Source organism: Paraburkholderia sp. MM5477-R1 (genome assembly GCF_050436385.1).
Lineage (GTDB): Bacteria > Pseudomonadota > Gammaproteobacteria > Burkholderiales > Burkholderiaceae > Paraburkholderia > Paraburkholderia tuberum.
The window spans coordinates 911,560-935,051 of record NZ_JBNDMC010000010.1; the positions used below are offsets into that span (position 1 = coordinate 911,560).

General features: G+C 61.8%; 18 protein-coding genes and 3 pseudogenes. 10 read left to right on the top strand and 11 right to left on the bottom strand.

The window, feature by feature from the left end; all coding sequences use genetic code 11:
* Positions 1-41 precede the first annotated feature (41 nt).
* Together OKW35_RS48015 and OKW35_RS48020 are read left to right on the top strand one after the other, a co-directional pair.
* Positions 42-1,082: pseudogene (locus OKW35_RS48015) on the top strand (IS110 family transposase); the annotation flags it as partial.
* 446 nt (positions 1,083-1,528) lie between these two features.
* Positions 1,529-1,756: pseudogene (locus tag OKW35_RS48020) on the top strand (IS6 family transposase); the annotation flags it as partial.
* A 35-nt stretch (positions 1,757-1,791) separates the two neighbouring features.
* On the opposite strand, the gene OKW35_RS48025 reads toward OKW35_RS48020, so the two are convergent.
* From OKW35_RS48025 to OKW35_RS48040, 4 genes are all read right to left on the bottom strand, one after another.
* Positions 1,792-2,916, bottom strand: coding sequence for a transposase (locus tag OKW35_RS48025; RefSeq protein WP_429555785.1), 1,125 nt, complete (start codon positions 2,914-2,916; stop codon positions 1,792-1,794).
* A gap of 455 nt (positions 2,917-3,371) precedes the next feature.
* Positions 3,372-3,758, bottom strand: coding sequence for a TetR/AcrR family transcriptional regulator C-terminal domain-containing protein (locus OKW35_RS48030; protein WP_429555786.1), 387 nt, complete (start codon positions 3,756-3,758; stop codon positions 3,372-3,374).
* Between the two features lie 492 nt (positions 3,759-4,250).
* A complete protein-coding gene (locus tag OKW35_RS48035; RefSeq protein WP_429555787.1) occupies positions 4,251-4,598 on the bottom strand; it encodes a hypothetical protein in 348 nt (115 codons plus the stop codon).
* Positions 4,599-4,759: 161 nt separating this feature from the next.
* A complete protein-coding gene (locus tag OKW35_RS48040) occupies positions 4,760-5,083 on the bottom strand; it encodes a hypothetical protein (RefSeq protein ID WP_429555788.1) in 324 nt (107 codons plus the stop codon).
* A gap of 7 nt (positions 5,084-5,090) precedes the next feature.
* On the opposite strand from OKW35_RS48040, the gene tnpA reads away from it, so the two are divergent.
* From tnpA to tnpC, 3 genes are read left to right on the top strand one after another with little or no spacing between them, the layout of a single operon-like run.
* Positions 5,091-5,504, top strand: coding sequence for an IS66-like element accessory protein TnpA (gene tnpA, locus OKW35_RS48045; protein WP_429555789.1), 414 nt, complete (start codon positions 5,091-5,093; stop codon positions 5,502-5,504).
* Positions 5,504-5,848, top strand: a complete 345-nt coding sequence (tnpB, locus tag OKW35_RS48050; protein ID WP_429555790.1) for an IS66 family insertion sequence element accessory protein TnpB — start codon at positions 5,504-5,506, stop codon at positions 5,846-5,848. Before tnpA ends, tnpB begins: the two co-directional genes overlap by 1 nt.
* Before the next feature lie 30 nt (positions 5,849-5,878).
* Complete coding sequence (tnpC, locus tag OKW35_RS48055; RefSeq protein WP_429555791.1) at positions 5,879-7,471, top strand: IS66 family transposase; 1,593 nt, start codon at positions 5,879-5,881, stop codon at positions 7,469-7,471.
* A gap of 77 nt (positions 7,472-7,548) precedes the next feature.
* Here tnpC and OKW35_RS48060 read toward each other — a convergent pair whose 3' ends face one another.
* Both OKW35_RS48060 and OKW35_RS48065 read right to left on the bottom strand, forming a co-directional pair.
* Entirely contained in the window at positions 7,549-8,025 is a 477-nt protein-coding gene (locus OKW35_RS48060) for a hypothetical protein (protein ID WP_429555792.1), read from the bottom strand.
* Positions 8,022-8,222 carry a hypothetical protein gene (locus tag OKW35_RS48065; protein ID WP_429555793.1) on the bottom strand — a complete coding sequence of 67 codons (201 nt, stop codon included), beginning with the start codon at positions 8,220-8,222 and terminating at the stop codon, positions 8,022-8,024. Before OKW35_RS48065 ends, OKW35_RS48060 begins: the two co-directional genes overlap by 4 nt.
* A gap of 669 nt (positions 8,223-8,891) precedes the next feature.
* On the opposite strand from OKW35_RS48065, the gene OKW35_RS48070 reads away from it, so the two are divergent.
* Complete coding sequence (locus OKW35_RS48070; RefSeq protein ID WP_429555794.1) at positions 8,892-9,071, top strand: DUF2934 domain-containing protein; 180 nt, start codon at positions 8,892-8,894, stop codon at positions 9,069-9,071.
* Positions 9,072-9,380: 309 nt separating this feature from the next.
* Here the strand turns inward: OKW35_RS48070 and OKW35_RS48075 are convergent, their stop codons facing one another.
* Positions 9,381-9,605, bottom strand: a complete 225-nt coding sequence (locus tag OKW35_RS48075; RefSeq protein WP_429555795.1) for a hypothetical protein — start codon at positions 9,603-9,605, stop codon at positions 9,381-9,383.
* A gap of 699 nt (positions 9,606-10,304) precedes the next feature.
* Between OKW35_RS48075 and OKW35_RS48080 the strand changes: the two genes are divergently transcribed.
* The 3 genes and pseudogenes from OKW35_RS48080 to OKW35_RS48090 all read left to right on the top strand — a co-directional run.
* Positions 10,305-10,778, top strand: a complete 474-nt coding sequence (locus tag OKW35_RS48080) for a hypothetical protein (RefSeq protein ID WP_429555796.1) — start codon at positions 10,305-10,307, stop codon at positions 10,776-10,778.
* Positions 10,779-11,808: 1,030 nt separating this feature from the next.
* Positions 11,809-12,189, top strand: a complete 381-nt coding sequence (locus OKW35_RS48085) for a response regulator (protein ID WP_429555797.1) — start codon at positions 11,809-11,811, stop codon at positions 12,187-12,189.
* Positions 12,190-12,293: 104 nt separating this feature from the next.
* Positions 12,294-12,514: pseudogene (locus OKW35_RS48090) on the top strand (IS6 family transposase); the annotation flags it as partial.
* Positions 12,515-12,601: 87 nt separating this feature from the next.
* Here the strand turns inward: OKW35_RS48090 and OKW35_RS48095 are convergent.
* The 4 genes from OKW35_RS48095 to OKW35_RS48110 all read right to left on the bottom strand — a co-directional run bounded on the left by OKW35_RS48095 (position 12,602) and on the right by OKW35_RS48110 (position 16,541).
* Positions 12,602-13,552 carry an aldo/keto reductase gene (locus tag OKW35_RS48095; protein WP_429555798.1) on the bottom strand — a complete coding sequence of 317 codons (951 nt, stop codon included), beginning with the start codon at positions 13,550-13,552 and terminating at the stop codon, positions 12,602-12,604.
* Positions 13,553-13,604: 52 nt separating this feature from the next.
* Positions 13,605-14,660 (bottom strand): alpha/beta hydrolase, encoded by a 1,056-nt coding sequence (locus OKW35_RS48100; protein WP_429555799.1) that lies wholly within the window; start codon positions 14,658-14,660, stop codon positions 13,605-13,607.
* A 22-nt stretch (positions 14,661-14,682) separates the two neighbouring features.
* Positions 14,683-15,837 (bottom strand): alcohol dehydrogenase, encoded by a 1,155-nt coding sequence (gene yqhD, locus OKW35_RS48105; RefSeq protein ID WP_429555800.1) that lies wholly within the window; start codon positions 15,835-15,837, stop codon positions 14,683-14,685.
* A 101-nt stretch (positions 15,838-15,938) separates the two neighbouring features.
* Positions 15,939-16,541, bottom strand: a complete 603-nt coding sequence (locus tag OKW35_RS48110) for a TetR family transcriptional regulator (RefSeq protein WP_429555801.1) — start codon at positions 16,539-16,541, stop codon at positions 15,939-15,941.
* Positions 16,542-17,455: 914 nt separating this feature from the next.
* Between OKW35_RS48110 and OKW35_RS48115 the strand changes: the two genes are divergently transcribed.
* Positions 17,456-23,323: an ATP-binding sensor histidine kinase gene (locus tag OKW35_RS48115; protein ID WP_429555802.1), complete on the top strand. Its 5,868-nt coding sequence runs from the start codon at positions 17,456-17,458 to the stop codon at positions 23,321-23,323.
* Positions 23,324-23,492 lie beyond the last annotated feature (169 nt).

A 23,492-nucleotide genomic window follows, 5' to 3' on the forward strand; every position in this document is an offset into this window, starting at 1 on the left:
ACGTCATCTTAGCCCAAGGCTCAACGAACGTGACACAGCCCACCGTAGCGCAACCGCAAGCCCCCGCGCGCCTACAGGCCGTGCTGGAAGTGATCGAACAACAGAAGCTGAAGTGGTCGCTGACCGCGGGCGTGCACCTTGTTGTGAGTTATGAAGCCGGCCAGGACGCGTTCTGGATCTATCGGGCGCTACGGGCACGCGGTATCGAGTGTCATGTGGTCGATCCAGCGAGCATTCCGGTCTAGCGCCACAAGCGGCGTGCCAAGACTGACCGGCTTGATGCAATCAGGCTGGTGATCAGCCTGCGCGCGTGGCTGCGCGGCGAGCGCGACCGCATGCACGTGGTGCACGTGCCGTCACCGCAGGACGAAGCGTCCCGCCATCCGATGCGCGACCGAGGGGAACTGCAGAAGCAGGTGCTACAGCATCGTGACCGGATGCGCAAACTGCTTGTCACGCTCGGCTGCTGGGATGAGGTTGACCACAAGGCCTTCGCCGCCCGCCTCGCCCGTGACCAAGTGCGGTGTCACGACGGTGCGCCACTGCCGCGCGAGCTGCAGGAGCGGCTGCTGCGCGAGTGCGAACGGCTGGCGCTGGCCGTGCAGCAACTCGCGGCACTCGAGAAAACGCAACACGCTGGCCTGCCCGCACCCGCACCCGCACCCGCACGCGAAAGGATCGATCTTCTGACGCAGCTAAATGGCATTGGCCCGGTGGGTGGCTCGCGTCTGGCGCTCGAGCTGTTCTGGCGGGACTTCCATAACCGGCGCGAAGTTGGGGCCTGCGTAGGGCTGGTTCCACAACCCTACGACAGTGGCGAGAGCCAGGTGGACCAGGGGATCAGCAGGCAGGGCAACCGTCGCGTGCGCGCACTGCTGATTGAGATGGCGTGGTGCTGGATCCGTTACCAGCCTGGCAGTGCACTGATGCAGTGGTTCAACCAGCGCACGCAAGGCACGGGACCGAATCGCCGCGTGCGGCGCATTGCGATCGTCGCAGTAGCACGACGCCTCGCGATCGCGCTGTGGCGCTACTTGCAGGACGGCGTGATACCCGAAGGCGCACAACTGAAGTCAGTCTGAGCCCGAAAGGTATCGCGACAACGCAATCAAGGGTGGAACGATCCCTGTCGATAGGGAGTTTGAAGTGAACATGCCCGTGTTGATGGCGGGTTGCTAACGCGACCGATTAAACAGATGGGGCATGCTCCCGGAACAGGTTCTGGCGTAACGCGCATAAAGGATGAGGCTGGCCATACGCCAGCGGATAGAAGTTGGTGAGACGTTGCTGTCTTACGCGCGCGATAAGCGGCTTCAGGCTAACGACGTTGACTGGACTGTAGCCATGGTTGAAGTTGAGGGCGGTGGGAATCCGCCGGACTATGCCGCGAAAATGCGGCTTGTATGGCGGCGAGCGCCATCACTCGCGCTTGCCGCCATACGCCAGCATGTCACCACTTTGCAGCGAGGAGAAAGAGACTTGACCCATCCTTTGTAAGCCAGTTCGCAAATGGCCTTGACAACTTTCTGCTCATAGAAGCCATCAACCCACGCGTGAACGCGCGCTCCGGATGCGAGGGTTTCGCTTGCCCGAACGCACGCAGTCATTCCTGTCGTGCTTCGGTCCGATCCGCCAGCACTTCGCGCTCAAGCGTCATCTGCTACGCGCCTCGCTCTATTGCAAACAGCTCGCCGCGCGATTTGAAGCCTGGCGTCTCTTCACTGGCATTGCCCAAGCTCCGTCCACCGTGTTCTGAGACACGACTGTCCGTGCCGATATCTCGTCATGGAGTCAGCAACGTGACAGCGCCACCGGTGGCCGTGATAAAGCGATTTCGTCTTCTTCATTGCCCCATTTTACCGCCGCCTGTCCACTAACCTGACAGCGCCGCTCCGGCACATGGCGCAGGGCGGGCAACGGACGGGCTGCCGCGGGCGCATGAGTGGCGGGCGCGTTGCTCACAGAAACATCAGCCGGTGCATGAGCCGAGGCGGCTGCCGCCAGCGTGCAGCATTCGCGGTCGATCCACTGCCGTGCCCATCCGAGCGCGTATTGCTTCGCCACGTCCGCATCCGCAAAGCGCGGACCGACGAGGCCGGAACGCTCGACGCGTTTGCCGTCCTTCATGATCTCCGCCCATGCGCGATACATGGCGTTGGGCACCTGCTCGGCCGCGACGTAGATCAGATAGCCGCGCCGGTCGGCGATGTCCGTGCCGCGTGGCGCCAGACTCATCGACAGGGGGCTGCGCTGGTCGTCCGGCGCATGCGTGCCGCGTGCCGGCGCGATGGGGGAATTCAACCCGTGCATGGCTGCACCCACCGCGCCCGCTTCGTCCATGCTCTGCCGCTCGGCACGCATGACGGACCGTGCTGCGGATGCCGCGGCAGCAGTGGACACCGCTTGTGCACGATACACCGGCGGTATATTCGAGAGACCGGACAGCTGGCGCGTGATGTCGGCGATCGGATCGGCCGAACTCCAGTTGCCCAGACTACTCGACATAGCGGGCGCCTGCCACGACTCGGGACTCTTCCAGGACACGCCACGCAAATTCTCGTTGCGCATGCTGGGTGTTTCCGTTGCCGGTGCCGCGGGTTTGGCCGCGACGGGCGGCGCTGGTTGGGGGACGTACGCGAAGGTGCGCCCGGTTTGCGACAGCAGTCGGACCATCTCGAGCAGCGTGCCGTTCAGTTGCCATTCTTCAAACCGGCGCCGGCACGTGGGACCCGACGGATAGCGGCCTGGCAGCTTCGACCAGGCTTCACCGGTGGTCAGGATCCACAGCACGGCATTCGCGACGATACGCGGTTCGGCGCGGGGCCGGCCGCGTCGATTCAGACGGACGGCCGGCTCATCAGAGACAAGTGATGCCAGCAGCGCCCATTCGTCATTGCTTAGCTCATCGAAGAACATTGGCTTTTCTCCACGCGTGCCTGGCGCGGCCGCGGCTTTGGGCCTGCCACAGAATCCGCTTTCACGATCCGTGTGCGTCCCTCGGTTGCACAAATACGTTTTGTGCGTTCTGTTGGCCGATCAATACCGCGCCTACTTGGTGCGGATTGTCCATATTGCGAAGCACAAACCGTGGTTTCACTCGCACGGTCCGCTCAACGCGTTCCGTGGTCCGTTGCGCCGTTATCCCAGTGAACCGGCCACCGCGACCGCAGCGACCTAGAGCAGTGCATCAGATCGCTTTCCGTCATACGCAGAACTCATCACCCACGCGGGATGCGGTTCTTCTCGCACGGCTCTTTCATCATGAATGACCAGTCACAGGTCAATGCTGCCTTCCAGCGGTACAAGGCTGGCGCAATGGGTCATCTCTTGCCTTTGTCGGAAAGTTGAGCGCATCGAGCAGGCGGCGGTTCTCAAGGCCGGCGGCCCCGCGCAACCTCTTGAGACATCATGACGGCTCGCGCTTTCCCCGTTTTCCCAAAAGCTCCTAAGAATACGTCCGTGCCGCGGCGTGCCCGCTCCTTGATTTCCCTATCGGTTGCCGGCTTCACAACTCCGAATAGGATGCGCGTTTGCAGCGCACCTTCCAACAGGCTCACCAGGTCTTGGGCCGGCAGCTCCTGACAGTCGACGATCAGTTGGTTGCGCGCAGCGGCCTCGCTGATGATGCCGGCCAGTACCGCCGGAGTCCGCCCCGGCCCAGCATCGTAAAAGCGTGTCCTTAGCGGCAGGTCGTCGCGCAACACGGTCGGCAGCGCGTGCGCCATGCCAGCAACATGGACATTGACGACGATCTTCACGAACGCGGCGTCGATTGCAGACAGCCGTTCCCGTAAGGGTAAATTTTCGGAACCCGCGGGCGGTCCGCGGAGCATCCGGTCCGAAACGTCACGCACGACTGCCTCGAATGCCGCAAAGCAAAGCGCGCATCCAGCGCAATCGGTCATGCCGTACAGCGCGTCCAAAAGGATGGCGGACGGATTGCCATAGCGTCGCGCGAGATCCGAAAAGTCCCCAGGTCCATTAACGCCGCATACGGGCACTGCACACTGCGATGCCAAGCTATTAAACGATGGTGACGGTATCGCTGCGGGGGACAATCGTTTGGGTGCACGTCCATTCAGGCTCACGCACCCTCCGACCGCAAGCGCACCCAGGATGCCCAGCAGCGCGAACTCGGCAACCCGCGGACCGCGGCGAGCAGCCCCGGCGCCGAAGCGATGTGCAACATGGCTTTGCTGCTTTGATGGACCGGGTGATGTGTCGCACGAGACGGGTTCGGCGCAGACATTTCACGACCAGTGACCGGCCACCCAGACTCCACCTACCCAGTGACCAGGCATCCAGACGCGACGCGGCCCCCTAACTACAATCACAGGACGACGTGGCATGACGACGACCGCCATGGGAGGTCGGGGCGCTGGCGCAACCGTCACAACCGGCGCGACTGCCGGTGGCACGGCGGCTGCTGCGTATCCATTTTGCACGACCACGGTCGGCGGCGCATAGACAGGTGCCGCCGGAACGACCGCGACGGGAGCCGGCACGCCGACACCGACGACCATGCCGGCGAATGCCGAAGCTGTCATGGATGTGAGCAAAGCCCCGCCCACCAGCATGGCAAACGTTCGAGTTTTCATGAGCATCTTCCTTAACAAGGGGCACGAGGTGGATCGCGCGCCGAGAAGAGAATGTACAGAGATCGCGACCTCAAATCTGTTGGAAAGGTGTGTCAAAAAATGTCACTTTGGCACCGGCGCCGGAATGACGATGCTTGATTGTTCGTGTAGCACTACGACACCTATGTAACGTACCAACCGAGCACGAGGTCACTCGCTCGGTCAATTGCGAGGAGGACTGTGGGCTTTCCGGCTCCGTCGACATAGATTTCGTTGTCGCCATATCGAAGAAAATTCTCAGCAATCGTCGCATCGAGGTCGAGCACGTTCAGGTCGCCGTTCGCGAGTAACGTAGCAGAGCCACCGGCCAAGACGCGGCGTCCGCCCGGCTCGCTGCTGCGAGCTGCGGTCCTTTCGTCTCGCGCTTTTCTGAGCACCGGCCGACCCATGTCCTTCAGAGTAAGCGGCTCGCGATGGCCGTCGTAGACGGGCGCAAGAATCGGCATCAAAGTGATGTCCATCATTTTCGAAGTGGTGGACACCATTTTGTCAGAGCCAACTCAGAGGCCTGGCAGCCGTAAAGGCCGCCCGAACCATAGTCCCGAATTCCGCCGTCGCCTGGCGATGGCAGCTTGTGAATCAGGGGTGTCAGTCGCCAGGTTGGCCCGTGAGAACGGCTTGAACGCGAACCTCGTGTACACGTGGCGGCGCCGGTATCTGGCGGAACAGCAAGCCGAGGCGGTGCAACTCGTTCCAGTGGCGATCGTGAACGAGGTGTCATCGGTCAATGAACCTCCTGCGCTGGCAGAGTCTGAGGTCGTGACGCCGGCTGGTTCAATCGAGGTTCGGATTGGCCGGGCAGTAGGCAAGGTCGACGGCATTGTCGACGCTGAGATGCTTCGGACGGTGTTGGGGAGTTTGCGCTAGTGATTTCTCTGCCAACGGGTACGCGTATCTGGCTTGTTGCGGGCATTACGGACATGCGCTGCGGCTTCCAGGGACTTGCTGCCAAGGTACACACGGCGCTTGAGGAGAATCCGCTGGGCGGTAACGTCTTCATCTTCCGCGGGCGCCGCGGCGATCTCGTGAAGGTGCTTTGGGCTACTGAGGACGGGCTCTGGCTTCTCGCGAAACGGTTGGAGCGAGGGCGTTTCATCTGGCCACAGTCCGATGGCGGCAAGATCCATCTGACGAGCGCACAGTTGTCGATGTTGCTCGAGGGAATCGACTGGCGACAGCCACGACGCACCGCCGCACTCTCGATGTTGTAAACCGCGAGGAAGGCTCGTAAACTGCGACGCATGTCCGATCAGGCGCCGCTTCCCGATACTGTCGCCGAGCTCCGTGCCATGGTGCTCGCGCAACAGGCATCGCTGCTTGAGCACCAGGCATCGATTGCGAAGATGGTGGAGGAACTCGCCGCGCGAGATGACGAGATCGAGCGCCTGAAGGCGCAGATCGACAAGCTCAGGCGGATGCACTTCGGGCGCAAGTCCGAGCAACTCGCGAAGCAGATCGACAAGCTCGAGGCGCAGCTGGAGGACCTGACGGCCGGCCGGGGTGCTGCCGAGGCGCGTAACCAGCGCGACAGGACACCGAATGCGCCGGCCAGCAAATCGCCTTCGCGAGAGCCGCTCCCGCCGCACCTGCCGCGCGAGGAGATCGTACTCGAGCCTGATCCGCTCTGCCCCTGGTGCGCGACGACCATGCAGCCGCTGGGCGAGGACGTCTCCGAACAGCTCGCGCGCGTAGCCGCCGCATTCAAGGTAATCCGCACGATCCGGCGCAAATTGCTTTGCCCCGGCTGTAGGCATATCGAACAACTGCCGATGCCGGGCCTGCCGATCGAGCGCAGCATCGCACATCCAAGCCTGCTGGCCGATATCGCAGTATCGAAGTTCGCGGATCACCAACCCCTGTATCGCCAGTCGGAGATCGCGGCGCGCGACGGCGTGACGCTGGATCGCGCCAGCATGGGCCGCTGGGTCGGCCAGATCGTCGAACTCTGCATGGTGCTGGTCGAAGCGATCCAGCGCTACGTGCTGGCTGCCGGTAAGCTCCATGGCGACGACACGACGGTTCCCGTCCTCACACCGGGCAACCAGAAGACGACAACCGGCCGATTCTGGGTCTATGTGCGCGACGATCGACGCTCGGGCTCGACGGAGCCTGCGGCAGTCTGGTTCTCGTACTCGTCGGACCGCAAGGGTGTTCATCCGCAAACGCACCTCGCCAACTTCAAGGGAATCCTGCAGGCGGATGCCTACGCCGGCTTCGATCAGCTGTACGCAAGCGGCGACGTCTTCGAAGCGGCATGCTGGGATCACGCGAGGAGGTACATATACGACGTTCACGAGCGTACGCCGACTCCGGATACCCAGAAACTGCTCGAGATGATCGGCGAGCTATACAGCATCGAAGCCGACATTCGCGGCAAACCTCCCGATGAGCGGTTGCGTGTGCGGCAGGAGAAGAGCAAGCCTCTGCTCAACACGTTCGAATCGACGATCAGGGCCAAGCTTGCGACGCTGTCGAAGAAGTCTACGCTCACGGGCGCGATCAACTACTCGCTGAACCACTGGGCGGCGCTCAAGTTCTATTGCGAGGACGGACGCGCCGAGATCAGCAATGTACTCGCAGAAAATGCCCTGCGTTGTGTAGCGTTGGGCAGGAAAAACTATTTGTTCGTTGGCTCCGACAGCGGCGGTGAGCGCGCGGCGGCGATGTACAGTCTCATCGGTACGTGCAAACTCAACGAAGTCAACCCACGTGCCTACCTCGAATACGTGCTCGCTTATATTGCGGACCACAAGGTCAACCGCATCGACGAACTGCTTCCCTGGAACGTGGCAGACAAACTGAAGCCGGCCGCTCCGCCCACGTCCACCGTTTGACCGGGTAGATCCAGATAGATCGTGGCCACGATCATGGAACGATCTTCACGTGGTCTACGCCGGACCTACCCACGCTCTCACATCATGCCCCACGCGCGCGCGAATCGGGGACCGGCCCTGCCGAGCCGCTTACCCTTCAGATACTTATCGCGCGGCAGCTTTCGACTAGCCGGATACGCCCGCAAAACCCCGGCGGCGTCGCGGTTGAACGCCACTTGAATAAGTTTGAAGCGGTCGAGGATGATGTCGATGGTGTCATCCGTCCGCAACCCTTCCGCGCGGACAAATTTCAACCATTTCGAATGCAGGGCAGCCGAGCATGTGTGACGCCGATAACGAGTATCCGGGTCGATGAGTTCCGCATCCGTTGGCCTACCACGGGGTCGAAGGCTTCCGTTGTCATCCCTCAGCTCTGGCTTCGGTTCTCCTGGCGCTCCCTTGAGCCAGTGATGAATCATATTGGCGTAGGGATGTCCGCCGTAGAAAAGGTCATATTCCAACCAGTTTTCAATCGTCTTCCTCGATGTTTCGAACGCGATTACCGCGTCTTTCACCGCTTCGCTGTAAGCTCCTCGTCTGCCACCGGGCACGTCAACACCGGAGTGTTGTCCGGCAATCCAACCGTCTTTTCCGGTCTCGGATTGAACAGCCAAAGCGGAAGCAACGTACCAAACTCAAAAAGCCCGTCGTCTCCGTCAAAAATGTTCGTGTCGTCCATCTGTATCCCCAGCCAAATATGTTTGAGTTTCATTCGAGCACAAACAAGGTGAACTACTGCACGTCCGCCACTGCGAACCTCAGTCCTTGAAGACTTGAATCCGCTGCAACAGACGGCAGTAGGTATAGCCAATTTACTGTAACAGGCGTGAAGGCTCTCAAAAACTGGCTGGCATGTAGGGAGATTTCTCGACGTCCCCAAAAACTCCTGAATATGTACCGAGATTTCCGCTCGACAAATATTTCGCGACACGTGGAAGTTCGGTGAAATGCCGGAATCAGCGCAACGCCTGTTCGGGAAGCACCTTACGTCTTCGGCGCGATGAGTCACCGACGAAGATGCGCAGCCGGCTCGTGCGAGGCGGTCGAAGTCCAGGGTCACAGGGCAAGCTTGGCCGGTAGATTTGCCGCCGTCTGCGGTACCGGTGGTGAACAATGTGCGTCCGTGAGATGACGTGCGGCATGTAACGGCGTAATTCTTCGTCAGCGTCCGCCGATTCTGCAGACGCTGTGTTGACCGCTTTGAAAACGCGAGCGCAGGGGGGAAACTCCTCCAGCGCAGCGGCATTCGCGTGCTGGCGCGCGGCCGATCGCCGACTTTGAGTTTGTCTGTTCTTGCGTTAGCTCTTGCGCCTTCCATCGAAAAGGTCGCTGCACAAATTGATGAGTAGCTGGTCGTGAGGAACCCACCAGGAGCCATGCAATGGATAACGTATCGCGGGAAGAGAGGATTCGTGTACGGGCCTACGAACTCTGGGAAAAAAATGGCAGCCCGGAGGGACGCGCCGACGAGTATTGGGAACAAGCGCGGTTTCAGATAGAGGAGGAAGAATCGGAAGCCGACGGCAACGGAGACGGCCCGAAGGGCCGGCTGCCAGGGTGACGAAAACCGGCTAGCGCTGAGGAGTAGCTACGCCGTTGAGTGCGTGGCCGAGCCATAACCCAGGCCATTACATTCCTCTCGCTGGCGAACTGCACGGCGGCGCAGTGCTCGCGTGGTGTTCGTTCGTTGCCGCTTCGTGCGACCGCGACGACAGTCCAGCCAGGCGCCTATACCCAAGCTTCGCCTGACGCGGAATCTCGGCGCTCGCTGAGGAATAGCCGACATAGAGTTCCTCACTGAGGGTCCTGGTGACCTACAGGTATAGCGAGGGTTGTCTCCGACAGACTCAAAAATGCTCGGCGTTGAGAATCAGTTTTCCGTGGACCCGTCGAGGTTGAAGGGGGCACCACCTGCGTGCTGCTCGAACCAAAGGAGCGCATCTTCCGAGCCGAGAAACCTGACGCGCTCTCGTGCAGCTTTCAGCGTCTTCACCTGGTCCTTGATGTCCGACGGCGGGTTGCCATAGGCGTTCAGAATTGCCTTGCCCGCAAATAGGCGTTCATAAGGTACACCGTCCCTGGTCAAGGTGACCATGAAAAAGCCACGCGAAAGGGGCTCGTTTGTCAGGCTGTCGTCCGCAGTAATCACCTAGACAGAGGCATCCGGGTCAGTCGCCTCCGACCATAGCGGCGAGCCACTCGCCGTATCAGTGCCTATCAGTTCAGCGGCTCGCGCGTAGCCATCCGGGACACTTGTCACAGTCTCGCGCAGTGGGTCGATGAGAAAAGATACGTCCATTGGCTCCTCCTGTGCGGAAAACCTGTTTCGGGGCAACGTCGGTGTTCACGATAATACACGACGCCCGCTGGCCGGAGGCTAAGCGGCCGAGCGGCGTACTTCGGCAAAACGACGCGGTAATCTCAGGACGAGTGAAACAAGCAGATTAGCTGTCGACGCCAAAATGATTTTGACCCACATGCCGACAGCGGATTGGCCTACCTGCATCAAACCAAGACTCCAGCATCGATGCGTCGCGGCCCAATCTAACTGGTCGTCCGCATTACGGCATGCGGGTCAAGCTGGCATTGGCGACAACAGTCCGGCCAGCGCGTGTCTCGCCTTGAGCTGCAAGACACATCGGATTTGAGCCAGTGTCATGGGTCACAGCGTGCTAACGGGCCGGCCTGGCCGTAGCCTTGAGAGGCTCGGCAAAAAGCGGTCGTGCAGCCATCTTGCTTTTCGTCCATCTAACTCAACATATTGGCCGTTTACCGCGCTACCAGATTACTGAACGTGACCCGCAAAATTCGCTCTCAAAAACACAACCGCCCGGCTATGTCACCTTTACTGCGAGCGCTGACTTACAGCCACGCTTCGCTTGAGTCCGTGACGCAGGCGATGCTTCTGCGGTGCTACATTGCACTGGATGCTTTCCGACGGGGACACGGCTCACGCGACCTGTTTTCAGCGCTTGGTCGAACCCTCCTGTTTGCGGAAGAACTCGGACGGCCCGGTCATCGGGCAAGCGCGGCGGGCGACATTGAATCGGCACAAGCCGCGCTCATGCGTATCAACGCCGAAGAGCACGCAGGCGGCGGGTGGCGTGTCTGCGATGCAGATTACCTGGCTTTATCCACCGCTCTTGCTGTATTCAGTGAGCAACTCAACGCAGCCTCCCTCAGCGACATCAGGAAAGCTGAGGCCCGGATGCTTGAGGGTCTTCTTGGTTCGGAGCGGGCGACGCGACAGGCTAAAGAGCTGGCCTGAAGGCTTTTCGTCGCGTGGCTCGCTGTCGTCGGATGCCGTCGCAAGGCAGTGGGGCTTTCGGCCCGGGCAAGAAGTGTCGTGCGCCATACTCCGCGCTGTAAGCGAAAGCGTTTTACAGTCGTAACTCTCCGAAGCGAGCCCCCGCCCCGACGACTACTGATGAATGACCGACGTTTCGCGACCGTTCCCGGCGGCCGCAACCACATGCGCATGAACCCGCGACGCTAGGCATCCTGCTTGCTGAAGTAAGCTAACTGTATTAAAGGCGCGGCGCAAGTTCCATCGGTGTCACTGAGCTTCGGCTATTGGGGCGGATGCTGTTACGGCGGGGGCCGGCACGGCTACTGGGGCCACCACGGCTATTGGGGTCATGGATATCGCGGCGGTTGGGGCGGTCACGGCGGCTGGGGTGGGCAGGGATACCCAAGGGGTGGCATGGGCGGCGGCCATTACTGGGGCGGTGGCGGCGGCCACGGGCATTCGCATTGAACGCTAACAGAGATGCGCTCGTCGTGTTCAACAGTTCCCCGACAGCTGAGGCCGTCGGGGAACTGGATGCAACCCGCCAACGCGCGGCAGCGTCGGACTGTGCGGTGACCAGTTTTAGCCTCCATTGCATGTCGACGAGTCTTTCAACACCTCCACTGTCAATTCAACCGACGTATGACGATAAGCAGAACTATCTACCAGCGGAAGAGCGCGGACGTCGAAATTTGACTCCGGCATTCTGGCGGGGAGCTGCCTATTGCCCGCGCGATAGAGAGTGAGCCCAGGCGGCGGCACGTCCGGCGCGCTGAAGCGAAGACCCCGGGCTTTGGCAGCTTCGCTGCTTCCATACGTCCCTGGTTGCATCGTCGACCTTGTCCTTCGCGTCGTATGGAGCATATTTAAATGCCTGCAGAACGGGTCCGGGGTTATACTTAAGTATTAATCTGTAAAACTAACGTACAGGCAACGCCATTTAATAATATTTTATTACATAAGAAGCATTCTTGGCAGCGCCGCGAACTTCGCGTAATAAGGATATTGAATGAATGTGCTCGTCGTCGACGATAATGAGTTCGTCGCGGACAGTCTGGCTTTCCTGCTGGACTGCATTGGTCACCGCGCCGTGATGGCGCACGACGGGGAGACTGCGCTGGAACTGCTCCATGCCGGCGCTTTCGAACTCGTTTTCCTGGACGAAAACCTCCCCGACATCAACGGCAGTGGCGTCGCGCTGTCGCTGCTGGACAGGCCAGTCTTCCCCCGGCCCTTTGTTGCCTCCATGACGGGTGACAGCGATAGCAACGAAGAGTTTGCCCGGCTCTTCGATGTGTGTCTGCAAAAGCCCTTCTCCCTCGAAGCACTCATGCGAGTCATCGAAGATGCACGCTGCAGCAGCGATGCGAGCGCTCTCCTGGCCGCCTAGGCATTGCTTTGCTGTCTGCTGCGGTGACGCCGGCGGTCGAGCGGGTATTCCACAGAGAAATTGATAATGACCCGGCGTCAGACGAGAATGCTTCTCGCGCTGCCAGCCATCAACCCACGCGTGAACGCGAGCGCCGGATGCGAGGGTTTCGCTTGCCCGAACGCACGCAGTCATTCCTGTCGTGCTTCGGTCCGATCCGCCAGCACTTCGCGCTCACGCGTCATCTGCTGAGCGCCTCGCTCTATCGCAAACAGCTCGCCGCGCGATTTGAACCCTGGCGTCTCTCTTCACTGGCATTGCCCAAGCTCCGTCCACCGTGTTCTGAGACACGACTGTCCGTGCCGATATCTCGTCACGGGGACAGTAACGTGACAACGCCCGCGCGAGTCCCCAGCTATTGGATACTGCCCGGTTATTGCACCGGTGCGCTGGCTTCGTCGAGCAGTTTCATGTCTTCGGAAGAAAGCTGCAAGCGAGTGGCTGCAGCCAACCCTTCCAGTTGCTCCACCGACGTCGCACTGGCAATCGGCGCCGTCACGCTCGGCCGCGCGATGATCCAGGCGAGCGCCACCGTTGCAGATGTCGTGTTGTTGCGCTTCGCCACTTCAACGAGAGCATCGACGATCCGCAAGCCGCGCTTGTTGAAATACTTGTCCACGAGCGCGCTGCGCGCACCCTTCGCCGCGTCGGCCTTCGAACTGTATTTTCCGCTCAGGAAACCGCTCGCCAGGCTGAAGTAAGTAACCACCGCCAATTTGTGGGCCTGCACGACCGGCTCGAGATCGGTTTCGTAGCCCTTCCGATCGTAAAGGTTGTACTCCGGCTGAAGAACCTGATACGCCGGTAACCCCGATTCCTTTGATACCTTCAGTGCCGCCTCGAGCCGCTCGCCACTGAAGTTCGACGCTCCGATCACGCGCACTTTGCCCGCCTCGATCAGCCTCTGATATGCGCCGAGCGTCTCTTCGAACGGCGTCTTGTCGTCGTCGACGTGGGAGAAATAGACGTCGATGTAATCGGTCTGCAACCGGCGCAGCGACTCGTTGACGGCTGCCTCGATGTTGGCCGCCGACAGCCCCGGCCGCTTCTTCCACATGCCGACCTTGGTCGCGAGCACGATCTTCTCGCGCTTGCCGCTTTGCCTGAACCACTTGCCGATGATGGTTTCGGACTCGCCCCCCTGATTGCCCTCGGCCCAGTGCGAGTAGCTGTCGGCAGTATCAACGAAGTTCAAGCCAAGGTCGACGAAGGCGTCGAGGATGGAAAACGACGTGCGCTCATCGGCCGTCCAGCCGAAGACGTTGCCGCCAAAGACGAGCGGTGCGATTCGAAGGTTCGACGTTCCAATGGTGTGTTGCTGCATTTTTTCTCTACTCCGAGGTGTGGGTTGGAAACACAATAGTAAAGATGCCGCATCAATGGCCGAGATGCTTGTCGAAAAATGCGGTGACTTCTCCGAACGCCTCCTTTGTCTCCGGTACACGGTCATCGAACTGGTATTGAGCGTGGGACATGCCTTCGAAAACCTCGAGTTGCGCATCGACACCCGCCTCCCGAAGCTTCCGGTGCACACGGACCGTATTGCTGAGCAGCAGATCCCGGGTCCCGGTGGTCAGGATCGCCGGCGGAAAGCCATGCATATCGCCGTAGACAGGTGAGAGCAGCGGGTTCTTCAGATCATGACCGTGCGCGTAGACAACCGCCGCGGCATCGCAGAATCCATCGCGCGAAACCAGGACGTTGTCCACCTTTTCATTCGTGTAGAACGAATCCCCGGTCTTCGTGAGGTCCGACATGGGTGTCCCGGGTGCTATCGCACCAGGCATTCGCAGCCCTTCCTGCTTCGCGCGCAGCATCAGTTCGAGTACCAGAGCACCACCGGCCGAGGTCCCGAAGACGCCCACGTCCTTCGGATCGTTCGTCCGTAGTACCGCCTTGTACACCGTCTCGACGTCGTCGAGCGCAGCGGGAAAGTAACCTTCCGGCGGCATCCGGTAGTCGACCGAAATCACCTTGTAATGCCCAAGGCCCGCCATGATGACGGCTTCGTTCGTACCCGACTCGCCAGGGTACAGTTCGTAGCAGCCGCCATGAATGTGAATGAGCACCTTGTCGCGGTGTTCAGGCGGAATGACGGCGGGCGTCACGACGTACGCCCTCACCCCGTTCATCGTCGAGGGCTGCACTGTAACGCCGAGGCGTTCCCGCATGGCCGGAAGCGTTTGCATGGCCTTGGCAGCCTGCGCGTTGGCAGCGGCTCTCCACTGCTCGCCCGTCGTCCATAGGACATTCCAGGAGGGGTTCAATGGCGCCGCGATGAGCTTTTGCAATTCAGGGCTGACATCGGTCGGCGCGGGCAGGGTCTTCGCGGGCACCTGCCGGGGCGCAAGCGGGCCGTCGTCGGCAAGCGCAATGCCGGATACACCGACGAACGCAGCGCACGCGAGCACAAGCAAGCCGGTGAACTTCATTGGATGACTCCTGTTTGCTCGCCTAAACCGCAAGTTCATACACCTGGCGGCTGAGTTCGGGCGTGACGTCACCGTGTTCCCCCAATGCGGTCATGCCGTGCTCCTGCAGTTTCGCGATCAGCGTCTCGATTGAGTCGCCGCCTATGTCGTAATCGCGCAGTCGCGTTGGGACCGTCATCCGCTCGAAGAACGCGCGCGTGGCGGCGATCGCCGCGGTCACGCGTTCTTCCTCGCTGCCCTCAGTGATGTTCCATACGCGTTCGGCGTACTGCAGCAACTTCGCGTGCTTCTGCGCGCGGCGTGCCGTCAGCATCGCAGGCAGCACGATCGCAAGCGTTTGTGCGTGATCGAGGCCGTGCAACGCGGTGATCTCGTGACCGAGCATATGCGTCGCCCAGTCCTGTGGCACGCCGGCGCCAATCAGGCCGTTGAGCGCAAGGGTCGCGGTCCACATGAGGTTTGCCCGCACGTCGTAGTTGTGCGGCTCGGCGAGGGCTTGCGGACCGACTTCGATCAGCGTGGCGAGCAGCCCTTCAGCAAACCGGTCCTGCACCTTTGCCTCGACGGGGTAGGTCAGGTATTGCTCGACGGTATGGACGAACGCATCCACCACGCCGTTGGCGATTTGCCGCGCCGGCAACGAATACGTCGTCGTCGGGTCGAGCACCGAAAAGCGGGGATAGGTCGCATCACTGCGAAACGGGAGCTTGTCGCCTTTAGCCCGGTAACTGATGACGCTGCCGTTGTTCATTTCCGAACCGGTCGCGGGCAGCGTCAGCACGCTGCCAAACGGCATCGCATCAGTCACCTTGGCTTGCTTCGCCAGGATGTCCCACGGCTCACCGTCGAACTTCAGCGCCGCCGCGATGAACTTCGTGCCGTCGATCACGGAGCCGCCACCCACCGCGAGCAGGAAGTCGATGTTCTTTTCGCGTGCCAGTTCTACGGCTTGCATCAGCGTTTCGTAGGTCGGGTTCGGTTCGATGCCGCTGAAGACGAACCATGCGCGCTCACCGAGCGCCCCCTGCACCTGCGCGAGCACACCATTGCGCTGGATGCTGCCGCCGCCGGAGGTGATCAGCACGCGCGCGTCGCGCGGCACTTCCGCGTCGAGCGCGGCGATCTGGCCTTCACCGAAAATGATCTTCGTCGGATTGTGGAAAATGAAGTTTTGCATGGAATCTCTTTTCTCGCATTAATATGACCGGTCGTCTCAAAATGAGCAAAAGACGAGTCGATCACGACACAGATGACGCCGTGTCCCCATGGACTGCGACGTCAGGGCACGGCCCGGAAGAACAGATTGAGCATGAGGTGCACGCAGGCCTTCAGCGGTTCGACGGAGTCTTCCAGCTTCATTCGCAACAGGCTGCCTTCCCATGCATTCCAGAAGAAGTCGGCCATTGCGTGTGCGGGCAGATCGCGTCGCACCGAGCCAAAGTCCTGGCCGCGGACAAGGTAATCGGTAAAGCCGACGCGCCATTCGTCAACCGTCTGCCGCGCGGCATCCCGGCAAAGCTCGCTCGACTGCGCAATTTCGCCGGCGAAATTGCCGAGCAGGCAACCGCAACGGTCTTCGCAAGCCTCGTAGTCGGCGACGATCCGCTCATAGATGGTGCGAAGCGCCAGCAGCGGGTCCGGCGAATCCGCCGTGCGTGAATACTGCTCCCACCCGGCCGCCTGTTCGTCCGCATAGTACCGGAGGATCGCTGCGCCGAATGCTTCCTTGCTTTCGAAGTAGTTGTAGAACGAGCCTTTGGGGATGCCCGCGCGATCGACGATATCCTTCACGCCGGTGCCGTGAAAGCCCTGTTCGGCAAACAGCGTGACACCAGCTTCAAGCAGCTTTTCGTGGAAGTCTTCAGTACGGCGAGCGTTCATGCTGCAAATTATATGACCAGTCGTCTCAAACTGGCAACCCTCATCACGAGTCGCCATGCCTGCGTCGGTTGTCCGCCAGGTCCTCGACCCCAAAGCCTCGGGCCAGTATCGGAAGGACTCGCAGCGGTCGATGGGAGCGCTCAGTGCAATGACGGCTTAGGCCGATGACGCGGCGAGCCCGTTTGGTCGGGCGTCCGCTGTTTGAGGCGGAGAGGACAGCTGGATGTCGCTCTGAGTGAGTCGGCGAGCGGCAGAAACTGGCCGATCAGCGCCCGACGACCGAGCGTGACGCTCATCTTGGTCGCGCGCCCGATGCAAAAGGCATGAGCCGACCCACTTCTGCCGTTGGACGCCTCATCATGGAGACGGCAACTTTCGAGGCGCAACGGTCATCCGTGCGTCCGCGGCTGCCGGTACGCTCTCGGCCTTGACCTACGGTCGCGGATCGCAAAGATCGTGTCTCACGGCCTTGTCCGGTGGCGTCTGCGAGCCGGAAAATTGTCGAGAGATGGGACACGCTGACGGCACCCGCAAGAAGTCTGATGAAGGGGCGGAGGGTCACGAACCAGGAGCGCCTCTGCAGCGAACCTCCGCGGCACGTTTCGGGTCGGCCTTGGCCACGGCGCCGAAGCCGCGTCGGTGGCGCGCCAGGCCCCACCCTTCGACGGCACAGTCCGAGTAGCGTGCCGGTCCTCACCGCGGCCCTCCGACCCAATCCCGATGGCGCCGCGGTCGCCGAAGTGTATCCTGACGAGACGCTTGCGGCTGTAGAACGTTGCAGCCCATAGCGATGCCGTCGCGCACGCACCCGGCACGTTCAGGCGGACGGATGTTAACGTCCTCTTCACTCAGTGATAGGCAGCAGTCTGACGGCAGAGTGCGACAGATAAACGCCTACGTATGGTTCCGGCGCGATGCGTAACAGCTTTCAAATCTTGTGGGACGATGGCGAGTGCGTCTTCTGTCGAGGGCGGCGCCCGGGCGATGGCGATGGCGGCGGCGACGATGTCCTGATTGCGCGGCCCGCCGCCGAACATCCACCACTCGGCATCCTCGATCGCCTCGCTCACGAATTCGGGCTGAAGGACGAACTGGATGGCGCGTGGGCGGTGCGGCCGCTGGAACTGGTGCGCGAAGGCGGCCGGACCCTGCTGGTGCTTGATGATCCGGGCGGTGAGCCACTCGGGCAGTTGCTCGGCGCGCCCATGGAGGTGGGACGTTGTTTGCGCCTGGCCGTCGGCATCGCCGCGGCGCTGGGCAAGCTCCACCAGCGTGGCCTCGTCCATAAGGACGTGAAGCCCACACATATCATCGTGAACTGCGCGGACGGCCAGGTGCGGCTCACCGGCTTCGGCATCGCCTCGCGGTTGCCGCGCGAGCGACAGACGCCCGAGCCGCCCGAGACCATCGCCGGCACGCTCGCCTACATGGCGCCCGAGCAGACCGGACGGATGAACCGCTCGATCGACGCCCGCAGCGACCTCTATGCGCTTGGCGTCACGCTCTATCAGATGCTCACCGGCACGCTGCCGTTTACGGCCACCGACCCCATGGAATGGGTGCACTGCCATATCGCCAGAAAGCCAGTGCCGCCCAGCGAACGGGTGGAGACGGTCCCGGCTCCGGTCTCTCAGCTCGTCATGAAGCTGCTCGCCAAGACGGCCGAGGAGCGTTACCAGACCGCCGCCGGTGTTGAGCACGATCTGCAGCACTGCCTGGCCGAATGGGAGCGTCAGCGCCGCATCGATGCCTTCCCGCTGGGCGAACACGACACGCCCGACCGGCTGCTGATTCCCGAGAAGCTGTACGGGCGGGAGCGCGAGGTCGATACCCTGGTTGCCGCGTTCGATCGGGTCGTCAAGCGCGGTGCGCCGGAATTGGTGCTGGTCTCCGGCTATTCCGGCATCGGCAAATCGGCGGTCGTTAATGAACTGCACAAGGTGCTGGTGCCACCGCGGGGGCTCTTCGCCTCCGGCAAGTTCGACCAGTACAAGCGCGACATCCCCTATTCGACGCTGGTGCAGGCGTTTCAAAGCCTGGTGCGGCCGCTGCTCGGCAAGCGCGACACGGAGCTGGCGAGCTGGCGCGACGCGTTGCTGGAGGCGCTGGAGCCGAATGCGCAGCTCATGACCGACCTCATCGCCGACCTGAAGCTCATCATCGGCGAGCCGCCGCCGATCCCGGAACTTGCGCCGCGGCAGGCGCAAAGCCGTTTCCAGCTCGTGTTCCGCCGCTTCATCGGTGTCTTTGCCCGAGCCGAACATCCGCTGGCGCTGTTTCTCGACGATCTTCAATGGCTGGACGCCGCGACACTCGACCTGCTCGAGGACCTGCTGACCCGGTCGGATCTGCAACACCTCATGCTGATCGGCGCCTATCGCGACAACGAGGTCAATGCCGCTCATCCGTTGACGCGCAAGCTCGATGCAATCCGCCAAGCAGGAGCGCAGGTGCATGAGCTCACACTCGCGCCGCTCGCTCGGGAGCACTTGGAGCAGTTGATTGCGGATGCCCTTTACTGCGAGTCGGAACGCGCCGCGCCGCTGGCGCAGCTGGTACTTGCGAAGACCGCCGGCAATCCGTTCTTCGTGATTCAGTTTCTCTACACGCTCGCCGAAGGGGGCTTGCTCCGCTTCGATCATGGCGCGGCGTGCTGGTCCTGGGATCTCGATCGCATTCACGCCAAGGGGTACACCGAGAATGTCGTCGACCTCATGGTTGGCAAACTGACCCGCCTGCCGGCAGACACGCAGCAGGCGTTGCAGCTACTGGCCTGTCTCGGCAACACCGCCGCGATCACGATGCTTGCGATCGTTCTCGGGACTTCGGAGGAGCAGGTGCAGGCGGCGCTGTGGCCGGCGGTCCGTGAGGAACTGATCGAGCGCCGGGAAGGTTCGTACAGGTTCATCCACGACCGCGTCCAGGAAGCCGCCCTTTCGCTGATCCCGGAAGCATCCCGCGCCGAGGCCCACCTCCGGATCGGTCGCTTGCTCGCGGCGCACATACCTCCCGGGAAGCGGGAGGAGGCGATCTTCGACATCGTCAGTCAGCTCAACCGCGGCGCCGCGCTGATCACCGAGCAGGAGGAACGGGACCAACTCGCCGAGTTCAACCTGATCGCGGGCAAGCGCGCCAAGGCGTCGACGGCCTATGCCTCGGCACTCACCTATCTCAATGCCGGTGCGGCGCTGTTGGCGGAGGATGGCTGGGAGCGCCGGCATGAGCTGATCTTTGCGCTGGAGCTGAATCGAGCCGAATGCGAATTTTTGACCAGCCAGTTGCCGGGCGCAGAGGAGCGATTGGCGGCGCTGTCGCCTCGCGCCACGACAACGGTCGAACAAGCCAGCGTCGCATGCTTGCACATGGATGTCTACACGACCCTCGATCAAGGCGACCGCGCGGTCGCTGTGTGTCTTAACTACCTCCGGCAGGTCGGTATCGAGTGGCCCCCCCATCCGAAAGACGAGGAGGTGCGACGCGAATACGAGCGCATCTGGTCACTGCTGGGGGGCCGGACAATCGAGGATCTCATCGATTTGCCGCTGATGGACGACCCGGCATCGCTTGCGACCGTCGAGGTTCTGAGTAAGCTCTTGGTTCCGGCCGTTTTTACGGATGCGAACCTGGCTGACTTGACGATCTGCAAGGCGGTCTGTCTGAGCCTCGAGCGCGGCAACTGCGATGCTTCGTGTGTCACCTATGTATGGCTCGCCAGGATCGCCGGACCGCGTTTCAGCGACTACCAGGCCGGATTTCGATTCGGCCAGCTCGGCTACAAGCTGGTCGAACGACGCCTGCTCAAACGTTTCGAGGCCGGCACGTATCTTTCCTTTGCGGTCTTTGTCGCGCGCTGGATGAAACACGTGCGAGCTTGCTTTGATCTACTGCGTCGCGCTTTCGAAGCAGCAAACCGGAACGGCGATCTCACATACGCGGCTTACGCAAGGAACCATCTGAACACGACCCTTCTGTTCGCTGGCGAGCCGCTATCTGAGGTGCAAGCCGAAGTCGAAGATGGCCTCGCATTCGCCGAGAAGGCGCGGTTCGGCCTCGTCATTGACATCATCGCAGCGCAGCTCGCTTTGATCCGGATGCTACGTGGCTTGACGCTGAAATTTGGCCGCTTTGACGACGGGCAGTTCAGTGAGCTTCGTATCGAACGCCATTTGTCCGGCAACCCGGTCCTGGCGAACGCTGCGTGTTGGTACTGGGTCCGGAAACTGCAGGCGCGCTACATAGCGGGCGACTATGCGACGGCCATGGACGCCGCATCGAAGGCGCGACAGCTGCTCTGGACCTCATCGGCGGTCTTTGAAGAGGCCGAATATCACTTTTACGGCGCGCTGACGCGAGCTGCTTATTGCGATTCTGCACCGGCCGGCGAGCGGCAACAGCACCTGGACGCTCTGCAGGCGCATCACAGGCAACTGCAGGTCTGGGCGGAGAATTGCCCGGAGAATTTCGAAAACCGTGCCGCGCTGGTGGGCGCCGAGCTTGCTCGCCTCGAGGGCCGCGATGGTGACGCGATGCGCCTCTACGAAGCGGCGATCCGCTCTGCGCGCGACAATAGCTTCGTCCACAATGAAGCAATCGCCTGTGAAGTGGCGGCGCGCTTCTACGCCGCGCGTGGGTTCGAGGACATTGCGCATCTGTACTTGAGGAAGGCCCGCTACTGCTACGTGCGTTGGGGAGCCGATGGGAAGGTGCGGCAACTCGGGGAGCGGTATCCGCACTTGAGGGCGGAAGAGTCCGGCCCAGGCCTGACGAGCACGATCGCGACGCCCGTCGATCACCTCGATCTCGCGACCGTGATCAAGGTGTCGCAGGCCGTCTCGGGTGAGATCCTCCTGGACAAGCTGATCGATATGGTCATGCGTACTGCGATTGAACAGGCCGGCGCCGAACGAGGTCTGTTAATTCTTCCGGACGGCGGCGAAGCACGGATAGCAGCGGAAGCGACGGCCGGCGGCGACACGGCTCATGTGCAGCTGCGCGATGTGCCGGTGAGCGCGGCGGTGCTGCCGGAGTCCGTCCTCTACCATGTTCTGCGCACCCGGGAGAGCGTCATTCTCGACGATGCCGCAGCCGAGCCCCCGTTTGCTGCGGACCCATACATCGGTCAGCGGCAGGCGCGTTCCATTCTCTGCCTGCCTCTGATGAATCAGGGAAAGCTCACCGGCGCGCTCTACCTCGAAAACAACCTGGCTCCCCGAGTCTTCGTGCCGGCCAGGTTCGCGGTACTGACGCTCCTCGCCTCTCAAGCGGCGACTTCGCTCGAGAATACCCGCTTGTACCGCGATCTCGAACAACGCGAAGCGAAGATCCGGCGCCTCGTCGACGCCAACATCATCGGGATCGCCGTCTGGAATGCCGCTGGTGACATTCTTGAGGCCAATGACGCATTTCTTCGCATGGTGGGATACGAGCGAGAGGATCTTTTCTCCGGTCGCGTACGCTGGACGGACCTGACACCTCCGGACTGGCTCCCGGGCAGCGAACGGGCCCTGGTGGAGGCCGGGCAGACGGGGCGCGCCCAGCCCTACGAGAAGGAGTACATCAGGAAGGACGGCAGCCGTGTGCCCGTCATAGTCGGTTTGGCCGCGTTCGAAGCCAGTGGGAAGGAAGGTGTCGCGTTCGTGCTCGATCTGACCGAGCGCAAGCGGGCGGAAGAGGCGCTTCGGGAGAGCGAGGAGCAATGGAAGGCGGTCTTCGAGAACAACCCGACCATGTTCTTCATGGTGGATGCGGCCGGCATCGTCCTGTCCGTGAACCTCCTTGGTGCCGAGCAGCTTGGCTACACGGCCGACGAATTGATCGGGTCTCAAGTGCAGAACCTGTTTCACGAGGCGGACCGAGCGGCCGTCCAGAGGAATACCGCTTTTTGCCTCGAACACCTCGGCCGACCGTTGACCTGGGAGCTGCGCAAGGTCCGCAAGGATGGCGAGGTGCTCTGGGTGCGCGAAACGGCCAGAACCATGTTGATCAGGAAGCGACCGGTCGTCTTGATCGTGTGCGAGGACATCACCGAGGCCAGGCGTGCGGCGGAGGCGTTGCGTGAGGTGCAGATCGAACTGGCACACGCGAACCGCGTGGCTACCATGGGCCATCTCGCGGCCTCGATCGCGCATGAGGTCAATCAGCCGATCGCCGCGACGGTCACCACCGCGCAGGCGGCGCTGCGGTGGTTGAGCGCCCAGCCGCCTGACGTGGAGAAGGCCCGGCAGGGGCTCCGCCGGATCGTCAACGACGGCAGTCGAGCGGCGGATGTGATCGGCCGGATCCGTGCGCTGATCAGGAAGGCGCCGCCACGGAAGCAAGCGGTGGACATCAACGAAGCGATCCGCGAGGTGATTGAGCTCACCCGTGGTGCGGCCATGAAGATCGGTGCCTCGGTGCAGACGCAACTCGCGGGCGGCTTGCCGTTGATCGAGGGAGACCGGGTCGAACTGCAACAAGTCCTGCTCAACCTGGTCATCAACGCGATCGAGGCCATGAGCAGCGTCAGCGATGGCGTGCGCGAATTGCGCATCAGCACCGGGACGGCCGACGCCGGCTGCGTGCTCGTGGCGGTGCGCGATTCGGGGCCGGGCTTTACCGCGGACAGCGCCGAACACGTTTTCGCCCCGTTCTATACAACGAAGCCGACCGGTTTGGGGATGGGACTGTCGATCTGCCGCTCGATCATCGAAGCACACGGCGGCCGATTGTGGGCGAGCGCCAACGTGCCGCGCGGCGCTGTCTTTCAGTTCACGGTGCCGGTTTATCCAAAACTTTCATCGTGATTGCACGCAGCACGAGCAATTTTCTGGCGGTTGCGGTCCGCGAGCCGGCTGAGCCGGCGATGCGGCAGCTAGAGTCGATCGGCCAGCGTCCGCTGTCTGGCTCGAAGCCGACGTTGCAATGTCCGCCGCGGCGCGCCTATGAGTGTCTCAAGATGGCCGATCGGCGTCC